Raw genomic sequence first — 23,665 nt, 5'->3', positions numbered from 1 at the left:
CACATAGGGCTGGTCAGCGAACGGTCCTACCTAAGGTTGACCGACCAGACCGAAGTTCATCAGGGTGATGTTCAGGTCAACGAGGTCCACCATCCCACTTCCGTTCAGGTCACTCATCGGGTCTGCGGTGCCGAACCAGGCTAGAATCTTGTTGATGTCCAACAGATCCACACTGTTGTCGGGGACGACGTCCCCGTTCTTCATGGTCATCAGCACGTAGTTCGTACCAGATGTGATGGTGGCCGGAACGACCGTCCTCAGCCAGTGGGACAGCTTAAGCGCGACGTCGTAGCTACCGAAGTATGCCGGCGTAATCAGAAAGGTTCCGCTGGAGTCCAAAGTAACCGGATAGCTGTGGAGCACGGTAGTAGTGCTCGGCGCGCGCAGCTCCAAGATGCCCGAGATGCCCGCCGGTGATGCCGTGTAGTGCTCGAGAGTTACGGCTCCTGAGATCGTGGCGGTCCGACCCGGATCGATCCGGAATATCTCGGTTACCCATAGGGCAGGTGATGCAGGGTCGGGGACCATGTTCAGGCCCCAGAACGAAATGTCATCCCCTCCATCTACGCAGAGACCTGAATAGTCGCCCCAGCGCACGTTACCGCCACCCTCGCCGGTGTAGTATCTCGTCCCTGCACGGATCACGTACGGGGCGCCGAACGTGCCGAGCGCAGCATCGGCATATCGCACTGCGCCGTAGATGGAGATGTACTCGCTCGATGACGATCGGCTGAACGCAGCACCCATGTGGCCGCAACCGTTCATAGCAAGCGCTCCGAAGTACTGGTCCGTGTTGGCAGCAGAGAGCACGCCCGATTGCACTAGCGACACCGACGTGGGCATGTTCCACGCGTCCAACTCGTACCACCGCAGAGCGGAGTACCCACCCTGATCGACGTTATGCAGAATCGTCAGTCGGTTGTCTCGGCATTGCACGTCGAAGATGCGACTGTCCACCGTCCACAGCGTCACACTACCGCCCTGCTGTCTAGCGTTGGGAGGGGCGCTGAAAGTGGACACGAGCACCTGACGTGCCACCAGAGTCGGCGTCGTCGTAACGTTCTGAATACCCCACACGTTGATTCGGTTGTTCCCACCCGCGCTGCAGAAGTACGGCATGTGTGCCATACCCTTCGTTCGTGCGGGTTGCATACTGGCTGCCTGCGCGCCGGAGGCGTCCGTGAAATTCCAGAAGTCGGTATACGTGATGTTAGGGCTGCCATTGAGGAACTGCTGCTTCAGCGCAACTCTCACTTTGCCGTACGCCCAACCCCATCCACTGGTATACATATTCGCAGTGAACACGATGGCATCTTGTGTGTGCCCGAAACCAGGATAGTCGGACCAGTTGGTAGTGTTCTGACTTCCGTTCATGCTCGAGTCCAGTGCCCAGAGCGTCCAGTTTCCGTTCGGGTCCGAGTCGTCGGAGAGCGCTACCAGGAAATAGCTCTTGTTCCACGAGCCATTGAGAATCGCCGGATACAGCACCCAGAATCTCTGGGTGTACGTGTCATAGAACGTCCTCGGATCGAAGATAAGGTAGTAGCCTCCAAGGGAGGCGAAGAACGCATTGGGTGAGACGCTGAAGGTGTTCGTCCCGTCCTTTTGATAGAACGCGATCTGCCCGTTGATGCATGCCACCACATGGTTCGGCCCCGCTGAGAGCTGAGGGTCGCCGGGCGTCAGGCCAGATTCGTTCGGACCAGGAAAGGCGGAAGACGATCCGCTCCCGAACAACGCCCGGATGGGCTCCGGTGCACCCTGGAATCGAGGACCGCTCCGACCCGCGAAGGGCGGCCTTGGTCCTTGCGGGACGGCATGGATGGTCTTAGGCACATCCAGCAACGCGTTCCGAGCCTGCATCGCTGCAGTGTTATCCACGGCGCAGCGCACGTTTCCGACGAACGTAGCACGCTCGAAGGGCACCTCGACGGCGTCCTGAGCAAGAACGAGAGAAGCACCGAATGCCGCCAGCATCAGCGTTGCGGCGGCGAGAAGACCTAATCGCAGCATAAGTTAGACTGCCTCCATTCCCTTGCTCCCGGTTTTGCTACACAGGCGCAAAACGGGTGGTGGCGAATCGCCACCACCCTAAGAGACAAATCCCTGGCGCGCAAAGTTGCGCGAATATGCCTACCCTTCGCCCTCCCTGCCGAAGTTGACTAGGATTGTGCTCAGGTCCGCCAGGTCCGTCTGTCCGCTTCCATCTATGTCAGCGCTCGTGCCACCGAAATCGAGTAACACTATATTCAAGTCGGCCAGTCCAATCAGGTCGTCGCCATCGGCATCACCGTTGTACGGGAACACCAAGTCGAGAGCTACGTCGCCGCCGACCACCACGCCATCGTGCCGGACCGAAAGCCAGTGTCCCGCCTTCGCGACAATATCGAATGTCCCGGACGATGCCGGCGACACGTAGTACTCACCGAACGCACCGACCGTCGTAGACAGCGTCTTGACGACCGTAACGCCCGTCCGAAGCTCAATAGTAAGCGGCACCCCAGTCGGCGCACCGAGGTAGCTCCCCAAGGCCACCTTGCCAGTCAGCGTGTTCGGGGCCTCGACCGGTCGCACGCGGTAGACCCGCCCGAGACTGAGCGAAACCACCCACAAGTTTCCGTCCGGGCCGATGCGGAGGTCGGTCACGACTCCCCAGCTCGTTCCCCAGCGGACTAGGTTTCGCTCGGTGGTGCTGTCCGCCACCTTGTCCGCAAGCCCACCAGTGAGCACGAATCCATCCCGGTTCGAGTTCATTTCGAAGAGGTAGAGCTGCCCAAAGTTGTTGTCACCCACAATGCACTGGTCCCGCAATCCGGGTGCGAACTTCGCAGAGTGCAGAAACACGATGCTCGTCACGCCGATGGGTGACAGCCAACTGAAGTCCGGGTCTCGGTAGAACGCTCCCGAGATCATGTACAGGTCCCCAATCCCCTGCGGATCCCTGTCATCCGGTCCCATGATCTTGTTCCAGCCGCTGTTCAGGCCGAACGGAACCATGTTCACTTCGTCGTAAGAGGTGGGTCCGTTTTCGGTGTCCCATAGCATGCCGGTCTTCGAGTCGAAGCTAATCCCGAAACTGTTCCGCACACCGTAGGCGATCAGCCGCTCGAACTCCGGGCGCCCGTCTCCCACGAACGGGTTATCTGTCGGGATCGAGCCGTCGGGGTTCAGGCGGAAGATGCCGCCCACACCGGCTATCGGGCCACTCAGATTGTTCTGCTCGTAGCCGTTTCGGTTCAGGTCTCCGGTTACCCCGTACAGCTTGCCGTCCGGGCCGAACAGGATCACCCCTCCGTCGTGATTCGGCCCATTGCCGAGTGAGCTGGGCGAGAAGGCAATGATCAGCTGTGGGTCGGTAAGAGCCGCACCGGTCCAGGTGAACCGCTCGACCCGGTTGTCTTGCCAGGACACGTTGTCGGCGCCGCCCGTCGAGCGGGAGTAATAGAGAAACACGTGCGGTGTTGTCGGGAAGTCGGGGTGAAGGGCGATGCCCAACAGTCCCCGCTCGCTGTTGCTCATTACCGGAAGGTCGAGCACCGTCGCCGAGACCGAGCCCGACTGCACCCGCTTCACTTGGCCCGTGCTCTTCTCGATCACCAGAAAATCGTCGGCGCTAAGGAAGGCGATGGAAATGGGCGTTGTCAGCCCGGAAACCACCGTGTCGAATGTCAGACTCGAGTCCACGAGTGTCTGCGCGAGCGAGCTCCCAGCCACCGCCGACGCTACAACCAGTGAAATTACGACTCTGGGAGTCATTTCTTGCTGCTCCTTTCCGTTCCGTGAAGTCGCGGGACATCCTTAGCTACACGAAACGTGCGTACTACACAGCGAACGTGACGTAGCCCCGGATTGTTCCTGATCATCCGAACGCTGTCGCCAAGCCAGCCCCAGCGCCTCGCGGAGCCGAGTGCCCTCGACCTCGAATCCCACCTTCGCGGGAATGATGGTCAGACTCGTGGTCACGGAGTGTGTTTATCGTCCCCCCGAAGCCGGGGGATCAGCCCGCCCTCTCCCCACGGAGAGCAGCAGATGGCCAATGGCGCGATTCGAAGAACCGCGTCGAGGCAACCACCCCTAGCCGCCCCCACGGTATTATCCCTTCGGTGGAACCCGACGAGCGTATCGAGACCTTCCGATCCCACCTCTCACGGCCGGAGGCGGTGCTCCGGTGCGTCTCGCTCCGCTCGCGCACTACGCTGTTCGTCGGCGGCCCTGCCCAGTACCTCGTGACCACGTACGACGGTGACCAACTTGCCGAAGCGGCAGCCCTAGCACAGCAACTCGCCGTACCCTACACCGTCCTCGGCTCCGGGTCCAACGTGTTGGTCTCCGACCGCGGTGTGCCCGGCTTGGTCATCCACGCATGTACCGGCCGCATGCAGGTCGGCGAGGTGACTCGCGCAGACTGCGGTGTGTGGTTCCAAGACCTGTTTCTTGCTGCCGCCCAGGCCGGTCTCAGCGGACTGGAGTTCGCGGTAGGTATCCCAGGCACAGTGGGCGGGGCGTTAGTGTCGAACGCGGGAGCCTACCGCGCCAACATCGGCGACCTCGTAACCGGTCTCGAAGTGGTCGAGGGGGGGCAACGCAGGCAGGTAGGACCGGAGTGGCTGGAGTTCAGCTACCGCGACTCGTGCCTTCGTAGGGGCACCCGCCAGGGAGTGTTAGTGTCTGTCACACTTCGCCTCACTCCCGATGACCCCTTTGCCATCTATGCGCGCGCAAGCGAGTTCCAGAGGCAGCGCCGCATGAAGCAACCGCCCGGCCCTTCCGCCGGGTCCTTCTTCAAGAACGTATACGATCGTGCCCTCGCCGAGCGCATGCCTACACTCCCCGAAGAGATGAAGCAGGCGGGTGTCGTTCCCGCGGGCTACCTGATCACGGAAGCCGGACTGAAGGGGGAGACTATCGGCGGTGCCTGGGTCTCGCCCATGCACGCGAACTTCCTGATGAACCGCTGCGGCGCATCGGCGCAAGACCTCCGGAAGCTCGCCGAGCTCGTCAAGCGCCGCGTCCACGACCGCTTCGGCGTGCTCCTAGAGGAGGAAGTCCTCTACCTCGGAGACTGGGGCGAAGCAGAGAACTAGCCCTCCGCCTGCTCCGATAGGTGGAAATGGTCATGGAGGGCGGAGACGGCGCGTTTCGCATCCGTCTCCGGAACCAGGCACGAGATGGAGTTTTCGCTATCCGCCGTTTGCCACACCGGCACCCCTGCCTCGTGCAGGGCCGATAGCACGTCGTAGTACACTCCCGGCTGGTCCAGGTAGTTGTACGCAACGAGTGACACCACCGTACAGTTTTCGGTGACCTCCGCGGTAACGAAGCCGATGTCCTGCGCGCACCCCGCCTTCATCAGCAAGTTGAACTGCGCTTGAGCGGTCGGGCTCCCCAGGCTGCCTATCTGCACGATGTACATGCGCCTACCATCATCGCACGGGATCACCAGCCCATCTAGCAAGTCCCGGACGCGCCCATACTGCGTTCGCGGCACGGCAAACGAGAATCCACGGGGCCCGATACCTAACATCATCAGCACGATGTCCTCGTCCCCGAGCAGGCGGAACACCTCGGTCTCGATCCGCCGCGCATCTCGGTTGTCCGACAGCGTGAAATGCAGGAACACCGACTGCCCGGAGCTAGTCAGGCCCGTGATTCGCCGCCCCGGGAACTCGTCCGATGACACGATCTGCGAGCCCGGATCATTGGTGAAGGTGTTCCGCACCCAGAGTGGGATGCGGTGCATCATTGCAATCTCGGCTGCGCGCGGATGAAGCACCTTCGCGCCCAGGTGCGACAGCTCCGCAACCTCCTCGTAGGTGAGCCGCCGAAGCGTCAGGGCGTCGGGCACGAACTTCGGGTCCGCCGTTTTCACGCCGTCCACATCCGTGTAGATGTCCACGGCTTCGGCCTTCAGCGCGGCGCCCAAGGCCGCGGCTGTCGTGTCGCTTCCGCCTCTACCCAGGGTGGTGAGCGAGCCGTGCACGGCGCCCTCCGGCGGTGCCGAAACCCCCTGGAACCCGCACACCACCGCAATCCGTCCTTCTCGGAGCACGGTGAGCAGGTCGGTGGGGTTCACCTCCAGGATGCGGGCGTTCCCGAATACCGCATCGGTGACGATTCCCGCCTGGCCGCCCGTAAATGCCGTCGCGGGATGCCCCAAGACCACGAGCAGGTGCGAGAACATCACTGCGGACAGTATCTCTCCGCATGCCATCAACATGTCCAGCTCTCGCGGGTGGGGTGGCACCGCAGGGTCGGCTTCGCGCAGCGCATTCACAAGCGTGTCGGTGGCGTACGGTGCCCCGGCCCGTCCCGGCGCACTCACCACCACCACGGGCGCATACCCATCTTCCTTCGCCCGGATCACCTTCAGCGCGGCTTGGTGCCGGTGCCCGATCTCGTCTATGCTGGTGCCCCCGAACTTTAGGACCCTAATTCGCATCGAAGGCCCCCAACTGGAATGCGGCCTGGAGTGCGTTTGCCGCCTTACGCCCCGCCTCTTGCTCTACCACCAACAGGATGCGATCGTGCGAGTCCCCAACCTGCTCGATGCGTGCGCCTGCCGCGGTCACAGCCTCGACGATTTTCGCAACGATCCCCACCTGATCGCGGATGTTCACGCAATGCACAGAGAGGAGTGCCCTGCCATGAGATTCCGCCACGTGACCGCCGACTAGCGCCAAGGCCTGGATCGCCTTGTCCGAGTCCTCTTCCACAACCACGCACGCGAAACCATCGGCAGTGAGCTTTAGAAAGTCAATCTTCACGCCTGCATCCCGAAGGCATTTCAGTGCGTGAAGGCGTCGGGGCATCAGGTCCTCTCGGCCCAGACCTTCGAGGCGCAGGTGACATAGCCCCGTTCGCACGCGCACGTCCGTCACACCGCGAAGGGGTTCGAAGCTGGTACGACTGTTCGCCACGGAGCGCATTGTAGCAGCGTAGCCCGAGCCGTTTGATGAGGGGACTACGGCGAGAGGAACCGCTGCAGCAGAAGGAGAGCAGGTTTGTTGTCTACCGAAGGTACGTTCTGGCTAAGGCGCGTCGCCATGTCGCCGCTCAATTCCAGATCGTATACCTGCGTGCCGAAGCGGTCGCGAACGCACACGAGCACGCGAGGGCCGGATGGCTTCATCACCAAGAAGGTCGCCACTGTGCGCATCTCTAGGGAGGCAGCAGGCCGAATGTCCGGCCCACCCGAAACGGTATGCTCGGCGGTCTCCGTACTCACATCGGCATAGGCCATCAGCCGCTGCTTCAGGTCTTCCAGGTCACGTAAGCTGAGCCTCGGGTCCGAACGTTCGGACACGGGTACGGGTGCCGAAGCACTCGACTTAGGCGCTTCAGCGACCACCTTCGGAGTTGGAGTGGGTTTGGATACCTTAGGAGTTTTCGCGATCAGCGCAGGTGTGCGCGGCGCTTGCGCCTCGGCCTCCGCTTCCACCTCCGCTTCGGCAAGGACCTGCAGCACCAGATGGACATCCTCGTCGGGGTTGAAGCCGGGAATGAAGGCTTGAGGGTCTACTCTAGAGGCAAACTCACGCGGTGTCGAGAGCATGTTCGCCGCGGTCTCCGGGTGTTCCGCGAGTTCACGCGAACGAATCTCCTGGACCGTGATGGCGGTGCCTACGACAATGCCCATCACGATCGTTACCAGGGTCGAACCGGTGATTCCACTCCTTTTGCGCATGACGCATGGTCCTCCGCCCCTCTTAGACGGTCGTGCGGCGCGGACGTTTCCAGTTTACACCGGTTTTCGTCTTGTGAGGCCGGTTAGATTGCTGTGGATTCACTCGAAATCCACAAAGCGGAAGAGTCCCGCAGGATAGTCTGCTCTCGTTCGGGTCCAACGCTGATGATTGAGATTGGGCACCCGGTAGCCTCCGATATGATGCCTAGGTAGGTGCGGGCAGCCTCGGGAAGCTGAGCCTCCGCTCTCGCTCCGCTGATGTCCTCAGTCCAACCCGGGACCGTTCGGTAGATTGGACGACATCGTTCTAGGATAGCCGTGTCAGTTGGGAAATGCTCGAGCCTTTGTCCGTCTACCTCATACGCGACGCACACCGAGAGCTCGGGGAATCCCGACAAGACGTCGAGTCGGGTCACCGCAATCGAGTCGAGGCCGTTCACCCGAGCCGCGAACCGTAGCGTCACGAGGTCCAAGTAACCGCACCGCCTCGGCCTGCCCGTCGTTGTTCCGTATTCTTGCCCCTGCTCACGCAGCCGCTCACCCTCAGAACCGACTAGCTCCGTCGGCATCGGCCCTTCGCCGACGCGGGTGGTGTACGCCTTCACGACACCTAGCACGTGATCGATCTGCCGGGGGCCGATCCCGGTGCCGATTGCCGCACCCCCAGCGGTGGTACATGTGGAGGTCACGTAGGGATAGGTGCCTAGGTTGAGGTCCAGCAACGTGCCGTGCGCGCCTTCGAAAAGCACTCGCTTCCCCGCAGCGGCCATCTCTGCGACCAAAGTCTCCGCCTCGCCTACGTACGGCCGCAGAATCCGTGCGTAAGAGTCGTACTCGGCCAAGATCTGGGCGACGTCCAGGGTATCGACGCCTGCGCCGCGCAGCACCTCGTTCTTCGCCTCGATGAGAGCGCTCAAGAGCGCCCCGCGTCTGGCGTCGTCCACGAACTCGCACATGCGCAGCCCAGTCCGTGCCGCCTTGTCCATAGCGCACGGACCGATGCCACGGCGGGTCGTTCCGAGCTTCCTGGTTCCGCGAGATGCCTCCTGAGCGGCATCCAGCAGGGCATGATAGGGGAGGACGACATGTGCCGCGCGGGAGATGCATAGACGATCGGGCGTAACAGTGCCAGCGAAGGTCTCGAGCTCCTTCACGAGCGTCTTGGGGCAGATTGCCGTAGCCGAGGTAAGGACCCCTCGAACGCCGGCGTGGAGCATTCCCGCAGGCACCAGGTGGAACTTTACCAGTCTCTCGCCCACAAGCACCGTGTGACCCGCGTTGTGCCCGCCAGTGAACCGGACGATAAGGTCCGCCTGGGAGCTGAGTAGGTCCACGATTTTGCCTTTCGCCTCGTCGCCCCACTGGGCGCCAACGATAACCAGTGTCGGCACATTTGCTCCTTCTGCGGCCGAGTGTCGCGACCGCAACCCGGTTACTCTACCCCATGCCCCTCCGACTGCGGAGGCAGCTCTTATCGGGCTAGAATGTGGGCATGGGTAATACCTTCGGGCGCGTCTTTCGCGTTACGACGTTTGGGGAGTCCCACGGTGGGGGTGTCGGTGCGGTTGTGGACGGGTGTCCTCCCCGGATGGAGCTCTCAGAGCAGGACATCCAGGTGGAACTGGACCGGCGCCGGCCCGGCCAGAGCCGGCTCGTGTCTCAGAGAAAGGAATCGGACCGGGTCGAGATACTTTCCGGGGTCTCGGAGGGAGTAACGCTCGGAACCCCGATCCTTCTGCTGGTACGAAACGAGGACGCAAGGAGCCGGGACTACGCAGAGCTACGAGATCTGTACCGACCCAGCCACGCGGACTACACCTACGAGGCCAAGTATGGAGTTCGGGCATGGCAAGGGGGTGGCAGGGCGAGCGCGCGTGAGACCGTGGGAAGGGTTGCCGCCGGGGCGATTGCGCAGAAGGTGCTCCGCGAGCGCTTCGGCGTGACCATCGTAGCCTATGTCGAGAGCGTCGCCGCACTTCGTGCAGATGTGGACACCGACAGCGTGTCGCGCGAGCTCGTAGACGCCCATCCGACGAGGTGCCCCGATGCCACTGTAGCCGAGCGGATGGCTGCAGCCATCGAACAGGCGCGAAAGGAAGGCGACTCGCTCGGGGGCATCGTCGGATGCGTTGCGCGTGGCGTGCTTCCCGGCTGGGGCGACCCGGTGTTCGACAAGCTCGAGGCCCGGCTCGGCGCGGCAATGCTTAGTATCCCCGCCTGCAAGGGTTTTGAGGTCGGTTCCGGCTTCGGGGGGACGGCGCTATCGGGGAGCGAGCACAACGACCCGTTCTATGCAGACGAAGCAAAGCAGGTGCGGACTCGAACCAACCGCTCCGGGGGGATCCAGGGCGGGATCTCCAACGGAGAGCCGGTTCTCCTTCGTGCGGCTTTCAAGCCCACGGCTACGATTCTGAAGCCGCAGGAGACCGTCACTGTGCACAGGGAGGCCACCATGTTCCAGGCGAAGGGACGCCATGACCCATGTGTACTTCCGCGTGCCGTCCCCATCGTTGAAGCGATGACGGCTCTGGTCCTCTTGGATGCGGCTTTGTTGCACCAGGCTCAGTGCGGTTTCCAGACAGAGACATGATGAAGGGCCGCCCCACGCGTTGGGCGGCCCACATCCTTGAACTCCGCGGAGATGACCGAAGCTACTTGCGCCTGCGAGACAAGCTCCACAAGCCAAGACCACCGGCCAGAAGCCCGGCGATAGTCCCCGGCTCAGGAACCGGAACCCAAACGTTGACACTCTGGCCCGTATAACCACCACCCGACGAGGTGGCGATGTAGAGAGTACCGTACCCAGGCCCAGCAAGACTGTGGATCTGATACATCTCGGCGGTGTCGAGCACCGCAGGTGAAGTCTCGCCCGGATCAATCGAAGCACTCGTCGCGCCAACCCAGGTGGCAGTCGAAACGTTGTCGCCAACGTACGTCCACGGGTTGTACACGGCGCCGCCATGCTTACCCCCGCCAAGCCCCAGCATTGTGTGCGGGGCTATGTTGAACAGTTCAAAGAACCTTAGGGACGCAGTGCCTGGTCCTTGACCTATCGAACCAGCATCGATGTTGACCAGCTGGTACGTGTAGAAGTACCCCGCTTCGTCACTGAGTGTGAACACCCAGAATCCGAGCTTGACCGTTCCCACAGAAAACGCGTCGGGAATCAGCGTCACGAAGTCGCCGGCCGCGCCGCCCGGATTGAGGAACGTGATGTCAGAGTTGGTGCCGTCCGGATCCGTGTAGACAGGCACCGCCATTGCGGCCACGGAGCAAAAGCATATGGCTGCTGCAAGCACGAACCGGTTCGCCATACCGGAAATGAAAGCCATACTCAACCCTTCCTTTACTCTGGTTTGCAAACCGAATTGGACGGAGTCCAGAGCTATGTCTAGTCTCTCGCGTGCAAGCACAAGTCATGCCAACACGCCGACTCGTCGTCCAACGATAACGGTACCAAGGAGACCTGTGGGCGCATAGCACACTAGGCCACCACCCACGGGGCTGAAGAAGAGGCAAAGTACGAAAATCACCGCTCGTCTGTTCGCGAGCTTAAGGACATTATACAGGACGAATCACGGAATCTTGACACCCGCCCATTGTTTTTCAGGATTTTCTCTAGGTCCAACGGCAGGCTCGATGCCGTATTGGGCGTGGGAGCCGTGCGCTGCGGGCCCAAAGACCGGCGCGGCGGCGCCTCTCGAGGGTTCATTCTAGGCGGAGAGAACAAACGGACCGGTATAATCCGTCTCTCCCCATAGGATGCGATACGATTTAGCGCCAAACTCGTGGAGTCCGGACCTCGTAAGCATGAACAACGACACCGTCGCCCTGCAGTCCGAAGTCGAGCAGCTCCGAGCGCAGCTCGAAGAAGCCAAGCGGCAGATTGCAGAGCTTAACCAGCGAAACACCAGCCTGCAGGCTACTAAGGCAGCCCCCGATTCGGGCATCGAGGCAACCCCGCTCGACGAAATGGAGATGACGCTGCGCCGTCTGGTGCAGCGCATCGCCATGATTCTGCAGGCCGAGAAGACCGTCTGGATGCTCTACGAGAGGGAGAGCGGTGAGCTGGTTGCCATGCCGCCCGCTTACGGCGTCGACGAGGAGACGATCCGCTCGTTGAGAGTGCGGGCCACACAGGGCATCTCTGGGCAGGTCTTCCGCGAAGGACGCCCCCAGATATTTCTCGACGCGGTGCGCGACCCGCGAACCATCAAAGAGAACGTCGCTTACTACAACATCTACAACGGCGTGACCGTGCCCCTCATCGTCGAGAAGCGCGATGAGCAAAACCGGGTCGTTGACCGCCAGACCATCGGTGTTCTTCACGTCTGGAACAAGCGGCACGGCGAGGAGTTCAACGACGAAGACGTGCGGCTGCTCGAGAGGTTGGCTAGCAGCCTCGCCGCAGTCATCACCAACATGCGCATCTACCAGGAAGTGGTGGAAGAGCGCAAGGAGCTCCTGCAGACCATCGAGAGCCTGTACGCAGGTCTCGTCCTGGTCAGCGCCGAGGGACGCATAACCCAGATGAACTCCTCGGCCCGCCAGATCTTCAACGTCCAGGGAGACGTGAGCGGAAAACGATTCGACGAGGTCTTTCACCACGAAGGCGCCGTAGAAATGTTCCGGCGCGGTCTGGCAACGCTCAAGGGAAGCGAAGCGGAGGAATTCGGGGCAGGCGCGGAGCTCACTTTCTCCGAGGACGGGCACGAGCGTATCTTCCAGGTCCAGAGCGCGCCGGTGCGAAACGAGGACGGAAAGCCTATCGGCATCGTGGCCATCTTCAATGACTTCACGGACATTCGCAACATCGAACGCATGAAGTCTTCCTTCGTGGCCACGGTCTCCCACGAGTTGAGAACACCCCTCACAGCAATCAAAGGCTTCATCTCCACACTTCTAATGGACGATGCGGGATTCGAGGAGAGTGAGCGCCGCGAGTTCTACGGCATCATAGACCAGGAGTGCGACCGGCTCACCCGTCTCATCAACGACCTCCTCAACATCGCCCGAATCGAAGCAGGCGAGTCGTTGAAGCCGCATTACACGGACGTGGACATCAAAGAGCTCGCGCAGAAGGTGGTGATGATTCAGCGCCAGGCGACTTCCCGCCACAAGCTGTACCTAGAGGCCCCGGAGCAGATGGACACGATCATCGGCGACGAGGACAAGCTGGACCAAGTCATTACCAACCTGCTCAGCAATGCAATCAAGTACTCGCCCAATGGCGGCGACATCCGGGTCAAACTGGAAGACCTCGGCGATAAGGTGCGGCTGAGCGTGAGCGACCAAGGTATGGGCATTCCAAAAGAGCACCTAGGGAAGGTGTTCGAGAAATTCCACCGCGTGGACAATCGGGACAACCGCAAGGTGTACGGGACCGGACTCGGTCTGTTCCTCGTCAAGCACCTGGTCGAAGTCCTGCACCAAGGGAAGATATGGGCCGAGTCCGAGGTTGGAGTCGGATCCACCTTCATCTTCGAGATCCCGAAGAAGCTGAAGCTCGAAGAGATCGAAGATGCTCATCCCGCCTAGTTCGCTGTCGCTTCAGCGCACACGCAGCAACGCTACCGTTGGAGTGTCGAACGCGACCTCTGCGTCCGCGGGGGGCTCGTCCGGCTCATAGGTGTCCGGTGGCGGTTTTCGAACCAATAGGTACTGAACCCCGAGCTCCCTCGCCGTCTCCGTCGAGAGACTTCGGTACCCTTGCATCTCGCCGCCGTATAACCCGCCCATCACCGCCCGAATCCGGCTGACGAACCAGGGCGTCTCGCTCCAGTGCCCCGCATAGACGGCCTGCCCAGCCAGGGCCGGAATGAAGCAAGCATAGGGCAGAATGTCTTGCGCGGTTGCGTCCTCAGACAGATGCTCCCTCATCCACGCGAGGGTCGCCACCTGATCCTCGGACAGGTACACAGGATGTATCCCGGTACTGGACAGATCTGCGGAGATACGGTCCAAACTGCTGCGGAGCCACGCGAGGTTGGAGAGCGATAGGAGCGTTAGAGCAGCCGCAGGAACGGCGATGGAACCTCGTAGCCGAGCTGGTAGCCGGTGCAGAACTTCGGCGATCGCAATGCCCGCGAGGATGGCGAGCGGAAGGTGCGCCCCCATCGTCAGCTTCCGCTGGAACAGGGCGGGGAAGTAGGGCAACCACAGTGCAACCGCAGCCCACGAAGTGACGAGCAGCAACGCAGGTCGCTGCCGACCATCGGCCCCGAGAACACGTCCGATCCCCCACGCACCGACGCACAGCACAGCGAAGATACCAATGAACAGGGCCAAAGGTCCCAAGCCCAGAAACATCGTCGTGCCCAACGCGTGCTCCGGTGGCTGATTGAGCGGGCAGCCCGCAAAGGTTAGCACCAACAGCACCCCCAGCGGCACCGCCCCGACTGCACCGAGCCATGCGGGAGGCTTGTGCTCGCGGCCACGGAGCCATACCGCGTCCGCCGCCAGCAAGATAAGTGGGAGATAGCCGAGCACGAACTGCCAGGGCTCCGGTGAGAACGTCTCGGTAGCGGCACGAGAAGCGAAGACAGGATCGTGCGCCCGAACGTAGGCCAACCAGGCCACCGAAGGAATCGCTCCTAGCAGGATGAGCCCCGACCTGAGGACCCACGAAAAGCTCAGTACCTTCGCACCAGCTAGGGCGAGTGCAAAGGCGACCGCAACCAGCACCATCGTGAGCACATCGTAGGTGTGGATGTTGCCCAGCACCAGCATCGCCGCCGCACCGCGCAAAATGGCTCGCCAGTGCTCCCTGGCGTCCAGGATGGCGAGCCACGCCTCCACCATCAGCCACAGCGAACAGGCGAAGAGGGCGTTATTCAGCAGGCTGGGAAACGTGAAGCCCTCCGGCTGCCACAAGTCTGTGGGGCCGGTCACACCCTTCATCCCTTGCATCGTCCAGCCGATGCCCGCCGAAACCAGCAGCACTCCGAATGCGATTCGGCGCGCGCGGTGCTCCTTCGTCACCCTGCAGATCAGCCGCCACGCAGCTACCAGAAACAGGAAGCCGAAGACGATGCGCGCGCCATGGAACACCGTCCCGTGGTATAGCCCGGTGACCCGAGAGACCGCGCCCAAGGCGAAGAAGAACACGTGCACCGTGAGGCGTGGCTGCTGTTCCGTGGTGAAGCGATTGTCGAACAGGAAATGGCCGCGTCGCGCCTGCTCCATCCACGCCATGTACACGCACATGTCGTCCGTGTTCAGGTCGAAGCCGGTGTAGAAGCGGTCCCCGGCAAGCGCAAGACCAAAGAGGTTGGGGAGCAGGCAGATGACCAGGTATACGATGGAGACCGTTACGACGAACCTACGCTCAGCCATCTTTCGGAGGCACCAGCACCCCGCCCGTACCCCGGATCAGGTCCCATAGACTTACCCCGACCATTCCGAACATCTTCAGCCCGACGCCGACGAGGGCAAGCGTGAACAACCCCGCTCCCAGCATCGCGATGCAGAGGGGAGCTATGGCGAACTGCCCGATCGCAAGCCCCCACGACGCCGCGAACTGGCCCAGGGCGAAGTACTTGCCGTAGGCGAACTGACCGATGGCCACGTCACCCTTTGCGAACTGGCCGATAGCGATGACACCGTCGGCGACGCGCACTTTCCCCGTCACCGGGTCCTTGCCCCAAGCTACGTGCACCAACGGTCTGCCCCGCACAGTCTTCTCGCTTCGCCACTCTCCGCCGGGTTTGTACGAGGCTCGTGCAGGCGCCGGCGCGCCACAGTGAGGGCACATCGTCGCGTCTGGACTCACCTGTCCGGCGCATTCCCTGCATTCCGCGAGCTCTCGCGGCGATTGCCGATGCCCGCGGAACCTGCTTCTGAACCCGTCGGCTGGTGCCGATGCCTCGCCAAAAGGCTGCCTTGACCCGCAGTGCGGACACGCCAACGCGTGGGGGCTCACTTGACCGCCACACTGGATGCACGTGCCCAGTTCGCCAACTTGTCTCTGCCTCAATCGAACACCTTCACGCCACTCGAGCGTCCGGTAACATACGGCAACTCGCGGTTCGAGGTTGCTTCATGTCAGTTCTCGCTCTGCTGCCCCTCGTCCTACTCGCGGCTTCCCCCGCCCAGGCCGATGACTGGCGCAGCCTGGTGCCGGAGCCGTTCATCGAAAGCCGCGAGCGGTGGGTAGAGCTCTACTGGAAGGCATGGGAGCTGTATCGGTCGGGCATTCGCGAGGGCACGGAGACGAACGGGTTGGTCTCGCGGTACGTGGGGGCATCCGATGGCCGCGTTCGGCAGATCGAGACAGCGCTCCTGGTCGCATGCGGGCGATACGGCCACCGGGCATTTCCCACCGCCATCTCCCTCGACAACTTCTATCGCAAGCAACATGCGGACGGCTTCATGAGCGCAGGCATTCTCGAATCGGACGGCCGTAGCGCGAAGTCGCCGACAGACCTCGCCGAGGTGTGTCCACCCCTTCTCGCGTGGGCGGAGTGGCAGTACTACCTAGTCGCCGCCGACCGTACCCGCCTGCGCTTCGCCTTCCCATACCTCAGCCGCCACTTCTGGTGGCTGGACACGAACCTGCGAACGCCAACGGGTGCCCTGAGCCCGGGACAGGGGAGCCTCGGCCCTGCACGCGAGGGAGTGGTCGGTTCGATGGAGATGACGTGCTTGCAGGCGTTGAACGCACGGTGTCTCGCCCAGATGGCTCGGGTGCTGGACAACCGCACTGAGGAGCAGCGGTTCTGCAAGCAAGCCGATGCGCTCGCGGGCGTAGTGAATGCGATGCTTTGGTCGCAAGACAAGGGGTTCTACTGCGATGTGGATGCGGGTTCGCGTCATGTCAGCTACGAGCGAGAAGGCAGGCAGGTCCCGCGGGCCACGCTCGAAGGTGCATATGCTCTGTTCGCGGGCATCGCATCCGCAGACAGAGCGAAGAAGGTAGCGGCACGACTTACTGATCGCAAGGGCTTTCTCCAGCCTCACAGCTTCTCCACACTACCTGCCGACGATCCGATGTACCAGGCCGATGCGGCTCGGCTCGGCGCTGTGTCGCCCACAGCAAACTACTTAGTCATCCGCGGTCTCGAGGAGCAAGGCTTGAGTGAAGTCGCACTCTTGGCCGCCGAGAACCACCTCGAAGGAATATCTAGGACCTTCGTCCGCACCGGCCAACTCTGGGGCGCGTACGCCTCGAACGCCTTCCGACCGGCCAAGGGAGTTCGCCCGGACGCACTAGGCATCTCCGTGTGCTCCGCGGTCGCGGTGCTGATCGAGTCGGTTTTGGGGATCGAGGTGGATGCCCCCGCCGGTGAGGTGCGTTGGAACTTGCGACAAACGGTCAAGCACGGCATACGCCGCCTCCCGATCGGCGAAGGCACTGTGGATCTCGAGTGCACCGCCCGTACGGATCGCAAATCGCCTGCAAAGCTCACCGTCAGGTCCGACTGCTCTTTCACCCTCGTGGTTAGGCTCGGCAGCCGCGAGGTCCGAAAAGCAATCTCCCCAGGCGAGACGCGCTTCGAGGTCGCGCCTTAGTTCTTCGCCGGCTTCCGCTTGCGCCACGCCAGCGCAGCTATCACCCCTATCAGGCACAGCCAGGGGAACAAGTCGTGAAGCCGGCCAGGCACGTCGGTTCGGCTCGCGACAGGGACATCCGCGATAACCATCTCCCGCACGCCGATGGGCAGGCTCGCCAAGACCACGCCACGCGCGCTCACGATCATCGTGACCCCGGTCGAGCCCGACCGAACCAACGGGCGACGGCACTCCACTGCGCGAACCACCGCAACGGCTGCATGCTGGTTGATGCCTGCGGGCGGGTACCAATCGTCCAGCGACAGCACCGCGATTAGGTCGGCGCCTTGCCTCACTTGCGCCCGAAGCACCTCTGGGAAGAGGTTCTCGAAGCAGATTCCGATCACCACGTCTAGGCCCCGCACCCGAAGTGGTTGTCCAGGAGGCGCAGCGGTGACATCGCCGCCCGGCAGTCTGAAGGCGTCCAGAAAAGGCAGCCGGTCCCGGAAGGGCACGTACTCGCCGAAGATGACGAGCCGTGACTTATCGTAGGTGGTGACTGTGCCGTCGGGTGACGCGCCGTAAGCGGTGTGATAGACCTTGCCGTTCACCACGCGGTGACCGCTCGCAATGTAGCCGGTGGGTGGGGGCCGCTCAGGCCTCGGCGGCGCGAACTGATAGCTCTCTGGAAACACTACTACCTGCACGCCGGCAAGTCCGGCCGCCTCTAGCCGGTCCTGCTTCCACTGCTCGAACTCGCCACCCCACTCGAACTCCGACGAATGTATGACATCGAACGCCGGCTGCGCCGCTGCTACGCGTATCGTGTCAGTGACTGGCAGGGCTCGTAGAAACAGCAGTTGGCTGGTGCCGAGTACTACAGCGACGGCCACGAGCAGCACGAACCCCAAGCCCTGGCGCTGCGGCTTGCCCAGCGCGAGGACCACACCGACCGCCGTCAGCACGATCAGGAACGCCAGCAGATGCGTGCCCCCCACTGCCACGGGAGCCAACAGCACCGGGCTCTTCCACTGCGTGTAGCTCAATTGCGCCCAGCCGAAGCCGCCTGCCGGCCAGCTCGACCGCAACCACTCCGTGAACCCCCACGCAGGCGGCGCAATTATCAGGCCGAGCGAGCCATACCGCCGGCACGCGAGCGCCACGGCTCCCCCGAACAGCGCTATGTAAAGCCCCTCGATGATGGAGAGAAGCACCCAGGGGAGAAACGCCAGCGGGATGGAACCTATCCAGTTCGCGATGAACTGCAGCAGCCAGATCAGGTTGCCCAGAAAGAACAGTGTGCCGAACCACAACGCACGCCGGAACCCGCGCCAGAAGCCGCCTTCCGCAAGCGCGAAGAGCAGCGGCACGAGTGCAATCCAGGCGAGGTAGCCCAGGTCCAGCGGCGGATAGGCTGCAAACAGGAGCAGAGCGGAGAGCAGGGGCAGCCAGCAACCCGGCTTCCACACTCGCCGCAACAGACCGACCCAAGCGGGCTGAGGCACATGCTCGGCAACGGTCATCGGCGGGTTATACCTGCGACACTCGGATCGTCCCGAGGTCTCGGTAGTCGTCGCCGATCCGCTGCAGGCCCACGGTCACACGAGCGATGGACTGCGTCGCTCTTATGGTTGACAACAGCCGCGCCCGCCTTGTCGCAAAGTCCACGCCCATGAGGACCCCCATAGCCAGAGTGTGCCCCTCGGGCCCGGCAATACCGCACAACAGCCCACGGTAGTCGCGAGCGAGCGTGCAGAACACTCGACTCACCTCGAACAGCTCTTGTGCCCGCGGTTCCGCCTCATCCGGAAGCGGCGACTCCGTCACCACCCACAGCGCCCCCGGTAGCGCTTCCGCATGTAGCACCTCGGTTCGCAGAACGCGTCCCAGCCTATCGGCCAGCGCCTTATCCAATGCTCTTCCCGATCCGAGGCGGCAGCCAGCAAAGCACACATCGTCCAACGAGACGATGTGCTGCGTGGCGTCGCGGAAGTAGCGTGCCCACTTCGCCTGTCGCCTCCGTGCGCGGAATACCGGCGAGCGGCGGGCCGCATTCGGGGAGTGTGTTAGCCGAACCACCTCCGCTGCCGTCGTTCGCTCCAACAAGCAGACCAATGGTTCCATCTCGTCAGCCTGCTGCAGCGCAAGGATCTGGCTGGGCTTGAGCAATCGCGCCAACTCCAGTTTCTGCATTCGGGCGCCCGGGCCGAACACATGGCCGTCCGTATCAATTACAGATCGGTCGCAGTTCCTTCGGCGGGACCACAGCAGGGCGGCGGAGACCAGGAACTGTGTGGGGTTGCGGTCCGGGCTCGTTACGCCGACAAACTCGATCTGCTCGTCATCCAAGTCTTGAAAGCTCGCGACACCTTTAGTGGCATAGGCGAGACCGACGCTGCCGGGCGGACCCACCTCGCTCTGACCGAGGTCGCAGTCCATCAGCGCCACCGTCTCACCGCTCTCGGTCCAACGTTGCAGCAGCGCGAGGCACAGGGAGGTCTTGCCGGTGTCCGGTGCGCCAAGAAGCATCGTCGGCCCGGTGCTGTTCGCCAGGGTTTCTATCGCCGCCGTCCAGGCATCCGGCAGAACCACGTCCATCTCGTGTGAGCTTCGCCTGCACTCGTGCCTGTCCTTGCCCCGGGCCTCTGCACATCAGGACGACTACGCCGATACGAACTCCACGATACGTTCTGCCGCTTCCTGCATGGTCTCCGCTCCGTGGATCGGCGTTCCCTGCAGCAAAGCCCGGCCCTCCTCGGCGCTGGTGCCTTCCAGCCTCAACACCACCGGCACGTCGATGTGAAGTCGCTCCAGTGCAGTGAGGATGCCCTTGGCCACTTCGTCGCAGCGCGTGATGCCTCCGAAGATGTTGATGAGCAGCCCCTTGACGTTCGAGTCCATCAAGACTAGGTCTACGCAGTTCGCAACCACGTCGGCCTGTGCTCCGCCGCCGACGTCCAGGAAGTTTGCTGCCTTGCCGCCGGCTCGCGCCACCTCGTCCAACGTGCACATCACAAGGCCTGCACCGTTGCCGATCACGCCGACGTTCCCTCCGAGCCGCACATAGGCGATGCCTCTGCGGTGCGCCTCGGCCTCGATGGGGTCGTCCTCGCTTTCTTCACGCCATGCGGCGAACTCCTCACGGCGGAACAGCGCGTTGTCGTCAATCGTCACCTTCGCGTCCGCCGCCACCAGCCGTCCGTCCGTCAGCAGCGCGCAAGGGTTCACCTCTACCAACGAAGCGTCAACCCCGAGGTAGGCCCGCAGCAGCGCACGCAGAAGGCTGTGCATCTGTCTCCGCGCCGGTCCATCGATCCCGGCACACGCGATGGCATCTCGAATCTCGAAGTCCTCCACACCCCATGCCGGGTCCACGTGCAACTTCACGATGGCCTCGGGATGCTCGCGGGCCACCTCCTCGATATCCATGCCGCCCATTGCCGAGATCATCACCACGTCTTTCTGCGCAGCCCTGTCCAGGGTGACAGCGACGTAATACTCCTTCGCGATGTCCACCTGCTCGGCGACGAGCACCTTCTCGACCACCATGCCCGCAGGGTTCTGCACGGAGACCAAGCGCTTCCCGATCAGTTCGCGCGTGAACGCCTCGGCTTCTTCAGCGGTCTGAGTCAGCCTGATCCCGCCGGCCTTGCCGCGCCCACCCATGTGCACTTGCGCCTTCACAACGGCTTTGCCGCCGAACTCCGCTGCGATGCGTCCTGCCTCCGCAGGGTCGGTGGTCATGCGTCCTGACGGGACGGGCACGCCGAATCGAGATAGCACATCCTTGGCTTGGTACTCGTGAAGCTTCATGGGACCTCCTGCGCCGAAGCAAAGACGGCCGAAACCGCGACGCCATTCTACCTTCACCCCTCCACCTGCCATACTGAGCTTGCCGAAGCACGACCCTCGCTTCTGTCCCGTCATGCTGAGCCTGTCGAAGCATATAAGTTGCGAGATCCAAATCTATCCCACCCGTCCCCTTGGCCCGGAGCCAGATCACACCAGAGATCGGCCTGTATCCGAGGGCGGATGGAGGCATCAGAGCGACACCCGACCCTCGCTTCTGTCCCGTCATGCTGAGCCTGTCGAAGCATGAACTCCGTCGAAGCACGAGCCCGAAGCAGCACGCGGCAGGGTAAGCCTGTTCCCACACCGAAGTTCACCCAGAGTGACCCGACGCAGAAAGGATATCCGAAGGATCGTAGAGCATCTGGAGGTGTTGTATGGCCGCGCCGCTCACCGCCCCCGCTTCGATCCGGTGGAGGAGCTCATCTGCTGCATCCTGTCGCAGCACTCGGCCGACGTCAACTCGTTTCCTGCATTCACTCGCCTTCGCGCACGCTACCCCGAGTGGCAGCAGGTGCTCGATGCGCCAGTCGAGGAAGTCGCAGAGACCATCCGCAGAGCCGGCATGCACAACCAGAAGAGCGAGCGCATCCGTCAAGTCCTCGCACGCATCTACGAAGAGACCGGCGGTTTCTCTCTCGACCACCTGCGCACCATGCCTTGGCCCGAGGCGCGCAAGTGGCTGATGAGCCTGCCGGGCGTCGGCCCGAAGACCGCCGCCATCGTGCTCTGCTTCACGATGGGGCAACCCGTCATCCCAGTGGACACACACGTCTTCCGAGTCGGCTGGCGGATCGGTTTCTACGACAAGAAGATAGGTGAGGCGAAGGCGCACGACGTTCTGCAGGCCGCAGTGCCCGAAGACCTCGCGTATCGCTTTCACACCACGCTAATCCAACACGGCCGCAATCTTTGTCGCGCCCGCGACCCGGAGTGTGCCGCATGCCCGATTCGCTCGATGTGTGACTTCGGGCGAGAAAATCGGCCTCCTGGTGTAACATCTCGACGAACGCGTGCGTCCAAAGGGCAGTCATCCAAGGGAGGACCACATGACTAGTTTCTTCGCAATGCTCGCAGCCGCCGGACAGGGCGGTGCAGGACTTATAGATAGTGTAGAGATCACCGTGTATAACCAAGACTTCGGCCTCGTCAAAGAGATCCGACGAGTCGACCTGAAGCAGGGTGTCGCCGTGCTTGCCATCGAGGACGTGGCGGCGACGATTGACCCCTCCACCGTGCACTTCAAGTCGCTCGATGACCCCCAAGGCGTGGAAGTGCTTGAGCAGAATTTCCGGTTCGACCTTCTGGGGCCCAACAGCATCCTGGAGAAGTCGGTGGGCAAGAAGGTGCGCCTCCACCGCAACCTCCCAGACGGCAAGAAGGAAGTGCTCGAGGGCACGCTGCTGACTCCGCCCTCGCAGGGTACCGTCATTCGCACCTCCGACGGGCGATTCGTACTCAGCCCAGCTGGAGAAGTGGAAGTGATGGAGTTGCCCGAGGGGCTTATCGCCAAGCCGACCCTGTTCTGGGAAGTGAGGTCGGCCAAGAGTGGTACTCAGCGCGTCGAACTGAGCTACATGGCCGACGACATCTCGTGGACTGCCGACTACGTGGCGACCCTGGATGCGAATGACGAGCGGCTCGACCTAGGTGGATGGGTTACGCTTACCAACCGCACGGGCGTAACGTATAAGGATGCCAAGCTGAAGCTGGTTGCTGGCGACGTTCGACGGACGCAACCAGTGATGGACAAGCAGATGATGATGCGTGGAGCTGCTCCGGCAGCGGGGGCCGGGTTAGGTGGATTCACGGAGAGCCAGCTCTTCGAGTATCACTTATACACGCTCGGCCGCCCCACTACCATCGCGAACAAGGAGATCAAACAGGTGTCGCTTCTCAGCGCCACGGAGGTCCCGGCTACCAAGAAGCTCGTTTACGAGGGGCAGGGGTTCTACTGGCGATCCTATGGCCAGTACTATAGGCCGGGCGATGGCGTGGATACCGACCCCAACCAGAAGGTCAATGTAGTAGTCGAAATCGTGAACAGCGAGAGGAACCGTCTCGGCATGCCACTACCCAAGGGCAGCGTTCGAGTCTACAAGCAGGACGTGGAGGGTCAGCTCCAGTTCGTCGGGGAAGACACGATTGACCACACGCCGCGCGACGAGAAGATCAAGCTCTACCTCGGTGACGCATTCGACGTGGTTTGCACACGGACTCGAACGGACTTCCGGCGCATCTCCACCGACATCATCGAGCAGAGCTTCGAGATCAACGCGCGGAATCGCAAGAAGGACGAGACGGTGACGCTCACCATCGCTGAGCACCCGTGGGGCGATTGGGAAGTGCTGGACAAGTCACACGAGTTCACCAAAGTGGACGCTCACACCATCCACTTCGTCGTGGAGATCCCGGCTGGCCGAGAGATCAGCGTCTCTTACCGCGTCCGCTCCAAGTTCTAGCCCACCTTCTTCGCCCTTTCCAAGGGCGAGTCTCGGCTCCAATCTCTTGTCTGGGATTTGGCCAGTAGGTAGCCTCCCGTCGGATGTGAGGCGGTCTGCCCCACGTTCCTTCCGGCAGGCCACTCCGGACCAGTCGTGACATGCCGCTCAGCCATCGGATCGTGCAGCGCAGCCGGGTACG

The 23,665-nt window shown here is 62.3% G+C and carries 18 protein-coding genes; 6 read left to right on the top strand and 12 right to left on the bottom strand.

Annotated elements, in window-relative coordinates:
* Positions 1-30 precede the first annotated feature (30 nt).
* Positions 31-2,013, bottom strand: coding sequence for a hypothetical protein (locus HRF45_05485; GenBank protein ID MEP0765979.1), 1,983 nt, complete (start codon positions 2,011-2,013; stop codon positions 31-33).
* A 120-nt stretch (positions 2,014-2,133) separates the two neighbouring features.
* Positions 2,134-3,756 carry a PQQ-dependent sugar dehydrogenase gene (locus HRF45_05480; GenBank protein ID MEP0765978.1) on the bottom strand — a complete coding sequence of 541 codons (1,623 nt, stop codon included), beginning with the start codon at positions 3,754-3,756 and terminating at the stop codon, positions 2,134-2,136.
* 347 nt (positions 3,757-4,103) lie between these two features.
* Between HRF45_05480 and murB the strand changes: the two genes are divergently transcribed.
* Positions 4,104-5,084 carry a UDP-N-acetylmuramate dehydrogenase gene (gene murB / locus HRF45_05475; GenBank protein MEP0765977.1) on the top strand — a complete coding sequence of 327 codons (981 nt, stop codon included), beginning with the start codon at positions 4,104-4,106 and terminating at the stop codon, positions 5,082-5,084.
* On the opposite strand, the gene HRF45_05470 is transcribed toward murB, so the two are convergent.
* From HRF45_05470 to HRF45_05455, 4 genes are all read right to left on the bottom strand, one after another.
* Complete coding sequence (locus tag HRF45_05470) at positions 5,081-6,439, bottom strand: aspartate kinase (protein ID MEP0765976.1); 1,359 nt, start codon at positions 6,437-6,439, stop codon at positions 5,081-5,083. The two genes, murB and HRF45_05470, sit on opposite strands and share 4 nt — an antisense overlap.
* The gene (locus tag HRF45_05465; GenBank protein MEP0765975.1) at positions 6,429-6,917 is read right to left on the bottom strand and encodes a hypothetical protein; all 489 of its coding nucleotides are present in this window, start codon (positions 6,915-6,917) and stop codon (positions 6,429-6,431) included. Before HRF45_05465 ends, HRF45_05470 begins: the two co-directional genes overlap by 11 nt.
* A gap of 44 nt (positions 6,918-6,961) precedes the next feature.
* Entirely contained in the window at positions 6,962-7,684 is a 723-nt protein-coding gene (locus tag HRF45_05460; GenBank protein ID MEP0765974.1) for a hypothetical protein, read from the bottom strand.
* 83 nt (positions 7,685-7,767) lie between these two features.
* On the bottom strand, positions 7,768-9,075 hold the full coding sequence (locus HRF45_05455) for an adenylosuccinate synthase (protein MEP0765973.1): 1,308 nt from the start codon (positions 9,073-9,075) through the stop codon (positions 7,768-7,770).
* 101 nt (positions 9,076-9,176) lie between these two features.
* Between HRF45_05455 and aroC the strand changes: the two genes are divergently transcribed.
* Positions 9,177-10,274 carry a chorismate synthase gene (aroC, locus tag HRF45_05450; protein MEP0765972.1) on the top strand — a complete coding sequence of 366 codons (1,098 nt, stop codon included), beginning with the start codon at positions 9,177-9,179 and terminating at the stop codon, positions 10,272-10,274.
* Positions 10,275-10,335: 61 nt separating this feature from the next.
* On the opposite strand, the gene HRF45_05445 is transcribed toward aroC, so the two are convergent.
* The gene (locus HRF45_05445) at positions 10,336-11,016 is read right to left on the bottom strand and encodes a PEP-CTERM sorting domain-containing protein (protein MEP0765971.1); all 681 of its coding nucleotides are present in this window, start codon (positions 11,014-11,016) and stop codon (positions 10,336-10,338) included.
* Between the two features lie 478 nt (positions 11,017-11,494).
* Between HRF45_05445 and HRF45_05440 the strand changes: the two genes are divergently transcribed.
* Complete coding sequence (locus HRF45_05440; protein MEP0765970.1) at positions 11,495-13,222, top strand: GAF domain-containing protein; 1,728 nt, start codon at positions 11,495-11,497, stop codon at positions 13,220-13,222.
* 12 nt (positions 13,223-13,234) lie between these two features.
* Here the strand turns inward: HRF45_05440 and HRF45_05435 are convergent, their stop codons facing one another.
* Both HRF45_05435 and HRF45_05430 read right to left on the bottom strand, forming a co-directional pair.
* Positions 13,235-15,019: a hypothetical protein gene (locus HRF45_05435; GenBank protein ID MEP0765969.1), complete on the bottom strand. Its 1,785-nt coding sequence runs from the start codon at positions 15,017-15,019 to the stop codon at positions 13,235-13,237.
* Positions 15,012-15,359: a hypothetical protein gene (locus HRF45_05430; GenBank protein MEP0765968.1), complete on the bottom strand. Its 348-nt coding sequence runs from the start codon at positions 15,357-15,359 to the stop codon at positions 15,012-15,014. The genes HRF45_05435 and HRF45_05430 overlap by 8 nt, the downstream gene beginning before the upstream one ends.
* A gap of 365 nt (positions 15,360-15,724) precedes the next feature.
* Between HRF45_05430 and HRF45_05425 the strand changes: the two genes are divergently transcribed.
* Positions 15,725-17,194, top strand: coding sequence for a hypothetical protein (locus HRF45_05425; GenBank protein ID MEP0765967.1), 1,470 nt, complete (start codon positions 15,725-15,727; stop codon positions 17,192-17,194).
* On the opposite strand, the gene lnt is transcribed toward HRF45_05425, so the two are convergent.
* From lnt to sucC, 3 genes are all read right to left on the bottom strand, one after another.
* Positions 17,191-18,696, bottom strand: coding sequence for an apolipoprotein N-acyltransferase (lnt, locus tag HRF45_05420; protein ID MEP0765966.1), 1,506 nt, complete (start codon positions 18,694-18,696; stop codon positions 17,191-17,193). The two genes, HRF45_05425 and lnt, sit on opposite strands and share 4 nt — an antisense overlap.
* 7 nt (positions 18,697-18,703) lie before the next feature.
* Positions 18,704-19,771 carry a hypothetical protein gene (locus HRF45_05415; GenBank protein ID MEP0765965.1) on the bottom strand — a complete coding sequence of 356 codons (1,068 nt, stop codon included), beginning with the start codon at positions 19,769-19,771 and terminating at the stop codon, positions 18,704-18,706.
* Positions 19,772-19,834: 63 nt separating this feature from the next.
* Entirely contained in the window at positions 19,835-20,986 is a 1,152-nt protein-coding gene (gene sucC / locus HRF45_05410) for an ADP-forming succinate--CoA ligase subunit beta (protein MEP0765964.1), read from the bottom strand.
* A gap of 358 nt (positions 20,987-21,344) precedes the next feature.
* On the opposite strand from sucC, the gene HRF45_05405 reads away from it, so the two are divergent.
* Together HRF45_05405 and HRF45_05400 are read left to right on the top strand one after the other, a co-directional pair.
* Positions 21,345-22,079, top strand: coding sequence for an endonuclease III (locus HRF45_05405; GenBank protein MEP0765963.1), 735 nt, complete (start codon positions 21,345-21,347; stop codon positions 22,077-22,079).
* Positions 22,072-23,484: a hypothetical protein gene (locus HRF45_05400; protein ID MEP0765962.1), complete on the top strand. Its 1,413-nt coding sequence runs from the start codon at positions 22,072-22,074 to the stop codon at positions 23,482-23,484. Before HRF45_05405 ends, HRF45_05400 begins: the two co-directional genes overlap by 8 nt.
* The last annotated feature ends 181 nt before the right edge of the window (positions 23,485-23,665 follow it).

It is taken from the genome of Fimbriimonadia bacterium (assembly GCA_039961735.1).
In the GTDB taxonomy this organism is placed as follows: domain Bacteria; phylum Armatimonadota; class Fimbriimonadia; order Fimbriimonadales; family JABRVX01; genus JABRVX01.
The sequence above is the reverse complement of the archived record's forward strand: the minus strand, read 5'-3'. Positions and strand labels throughout refer to the sequence as shown.

What these genes read in the sequence shown, in the direction of transcription:
- HRF45_05445 (MEP0765971.1), bottom strand. Translation starts at nt 11,016, where the DNA reads ATGGCTTTCATTTCCGGTATGGCGAACCGGTTCGTGCTTGCAGCAGCC.
- HRF45_05480 (MEP0765978.1), bottom strand. Translation starts at nt 3,756, where the DNA reads ATGACTCCCAGAGTCGTAATTTCACTGGTTGTAGCGTCGGCGGTGGCT.
- HRF45_05485 (MEP0765979.1), bottom strand. Translation starts at nt 2,013, where the DNA reads ATGCTGCGATTAGGTCTTCTCGCCGCCGCAACGCTGATGCTGGCGGCA.
- HRF45_05460 (MEP0765974.1), bottom strand. Translation starts at nt 7,684, where the DNA reads ATGCGCAAAAGGAGTGGAATCACCGGTTCGACCCTGGTAACGATCGTG.
- HRF45_05400 (MEP0765962.1), top strand. Translation starts at nt 22,072, where the DNA reads ATGACTAGTTTCTTCGCAATGCTCGCAGCCGCCGGACAGGGCGGTGCA.
- HRF45_05425 (MEP0765967.1), top strand. Translation starts at nt 15,725, where the DNA reads ATGTCAGTTCTCGCTCTGCTGCCCCTCGTCCTACTCGCGGCTTCCCCC.
- aroC (MEP0765972.1), top strand. Translation starts at nt 9,177, where the DNA reads ATGGGTAATACCTTCGGGCGCGTCTTTCGCGTTACGACGTTTGGGGAG.
- sucC (MEP0765964.1), bottom strand. Translation starts at nt 20,986, where the DNA reads ATGAAGCTTCACGAGTACCAAGCCAAGGATGTGCTATCTCGATTCGGC.
- HRF45_05440 (MEP0765970.1), top strand. Translation starts at nt 11,495, where the DNA reads ATGAACAACGACACCGTCGCCCTGCAGTCCGAAGTCGAGCAGCTCCGA.
- HRF45_05435 (MEP0765969.1), bottom strand. Translation starts at nt 15,019, where the DNA reads ATGGCTGAGCGTAGGTTCGTCGTAACGGTCTCCATCGTATACCTGGTC.
- HRF45_05470 (MEP0765976.1), bottom strand. Translation starts at nt 6,439, where the DNA reads ATGCGAATTAGGGTCCTAAAGTTCGGGGGCACCAGCATAGACGAGATC.
- HRF45_05415 (MEP0765965.1), bottom strand. Translation starts at nt 19,771, where the DNA reads ATGGACGTGGTTCTGCCGGATGCCTGGACGGCGGCGATAGAAACCCTG.
- lnt (MEP0765966.1), bottom strand. Translation starts at nt 18,696, where the DNA reads ATGACCGTTGCCGAGCATGTGCCTCAGCCCGCTTGGGTCGGTCTGTTG.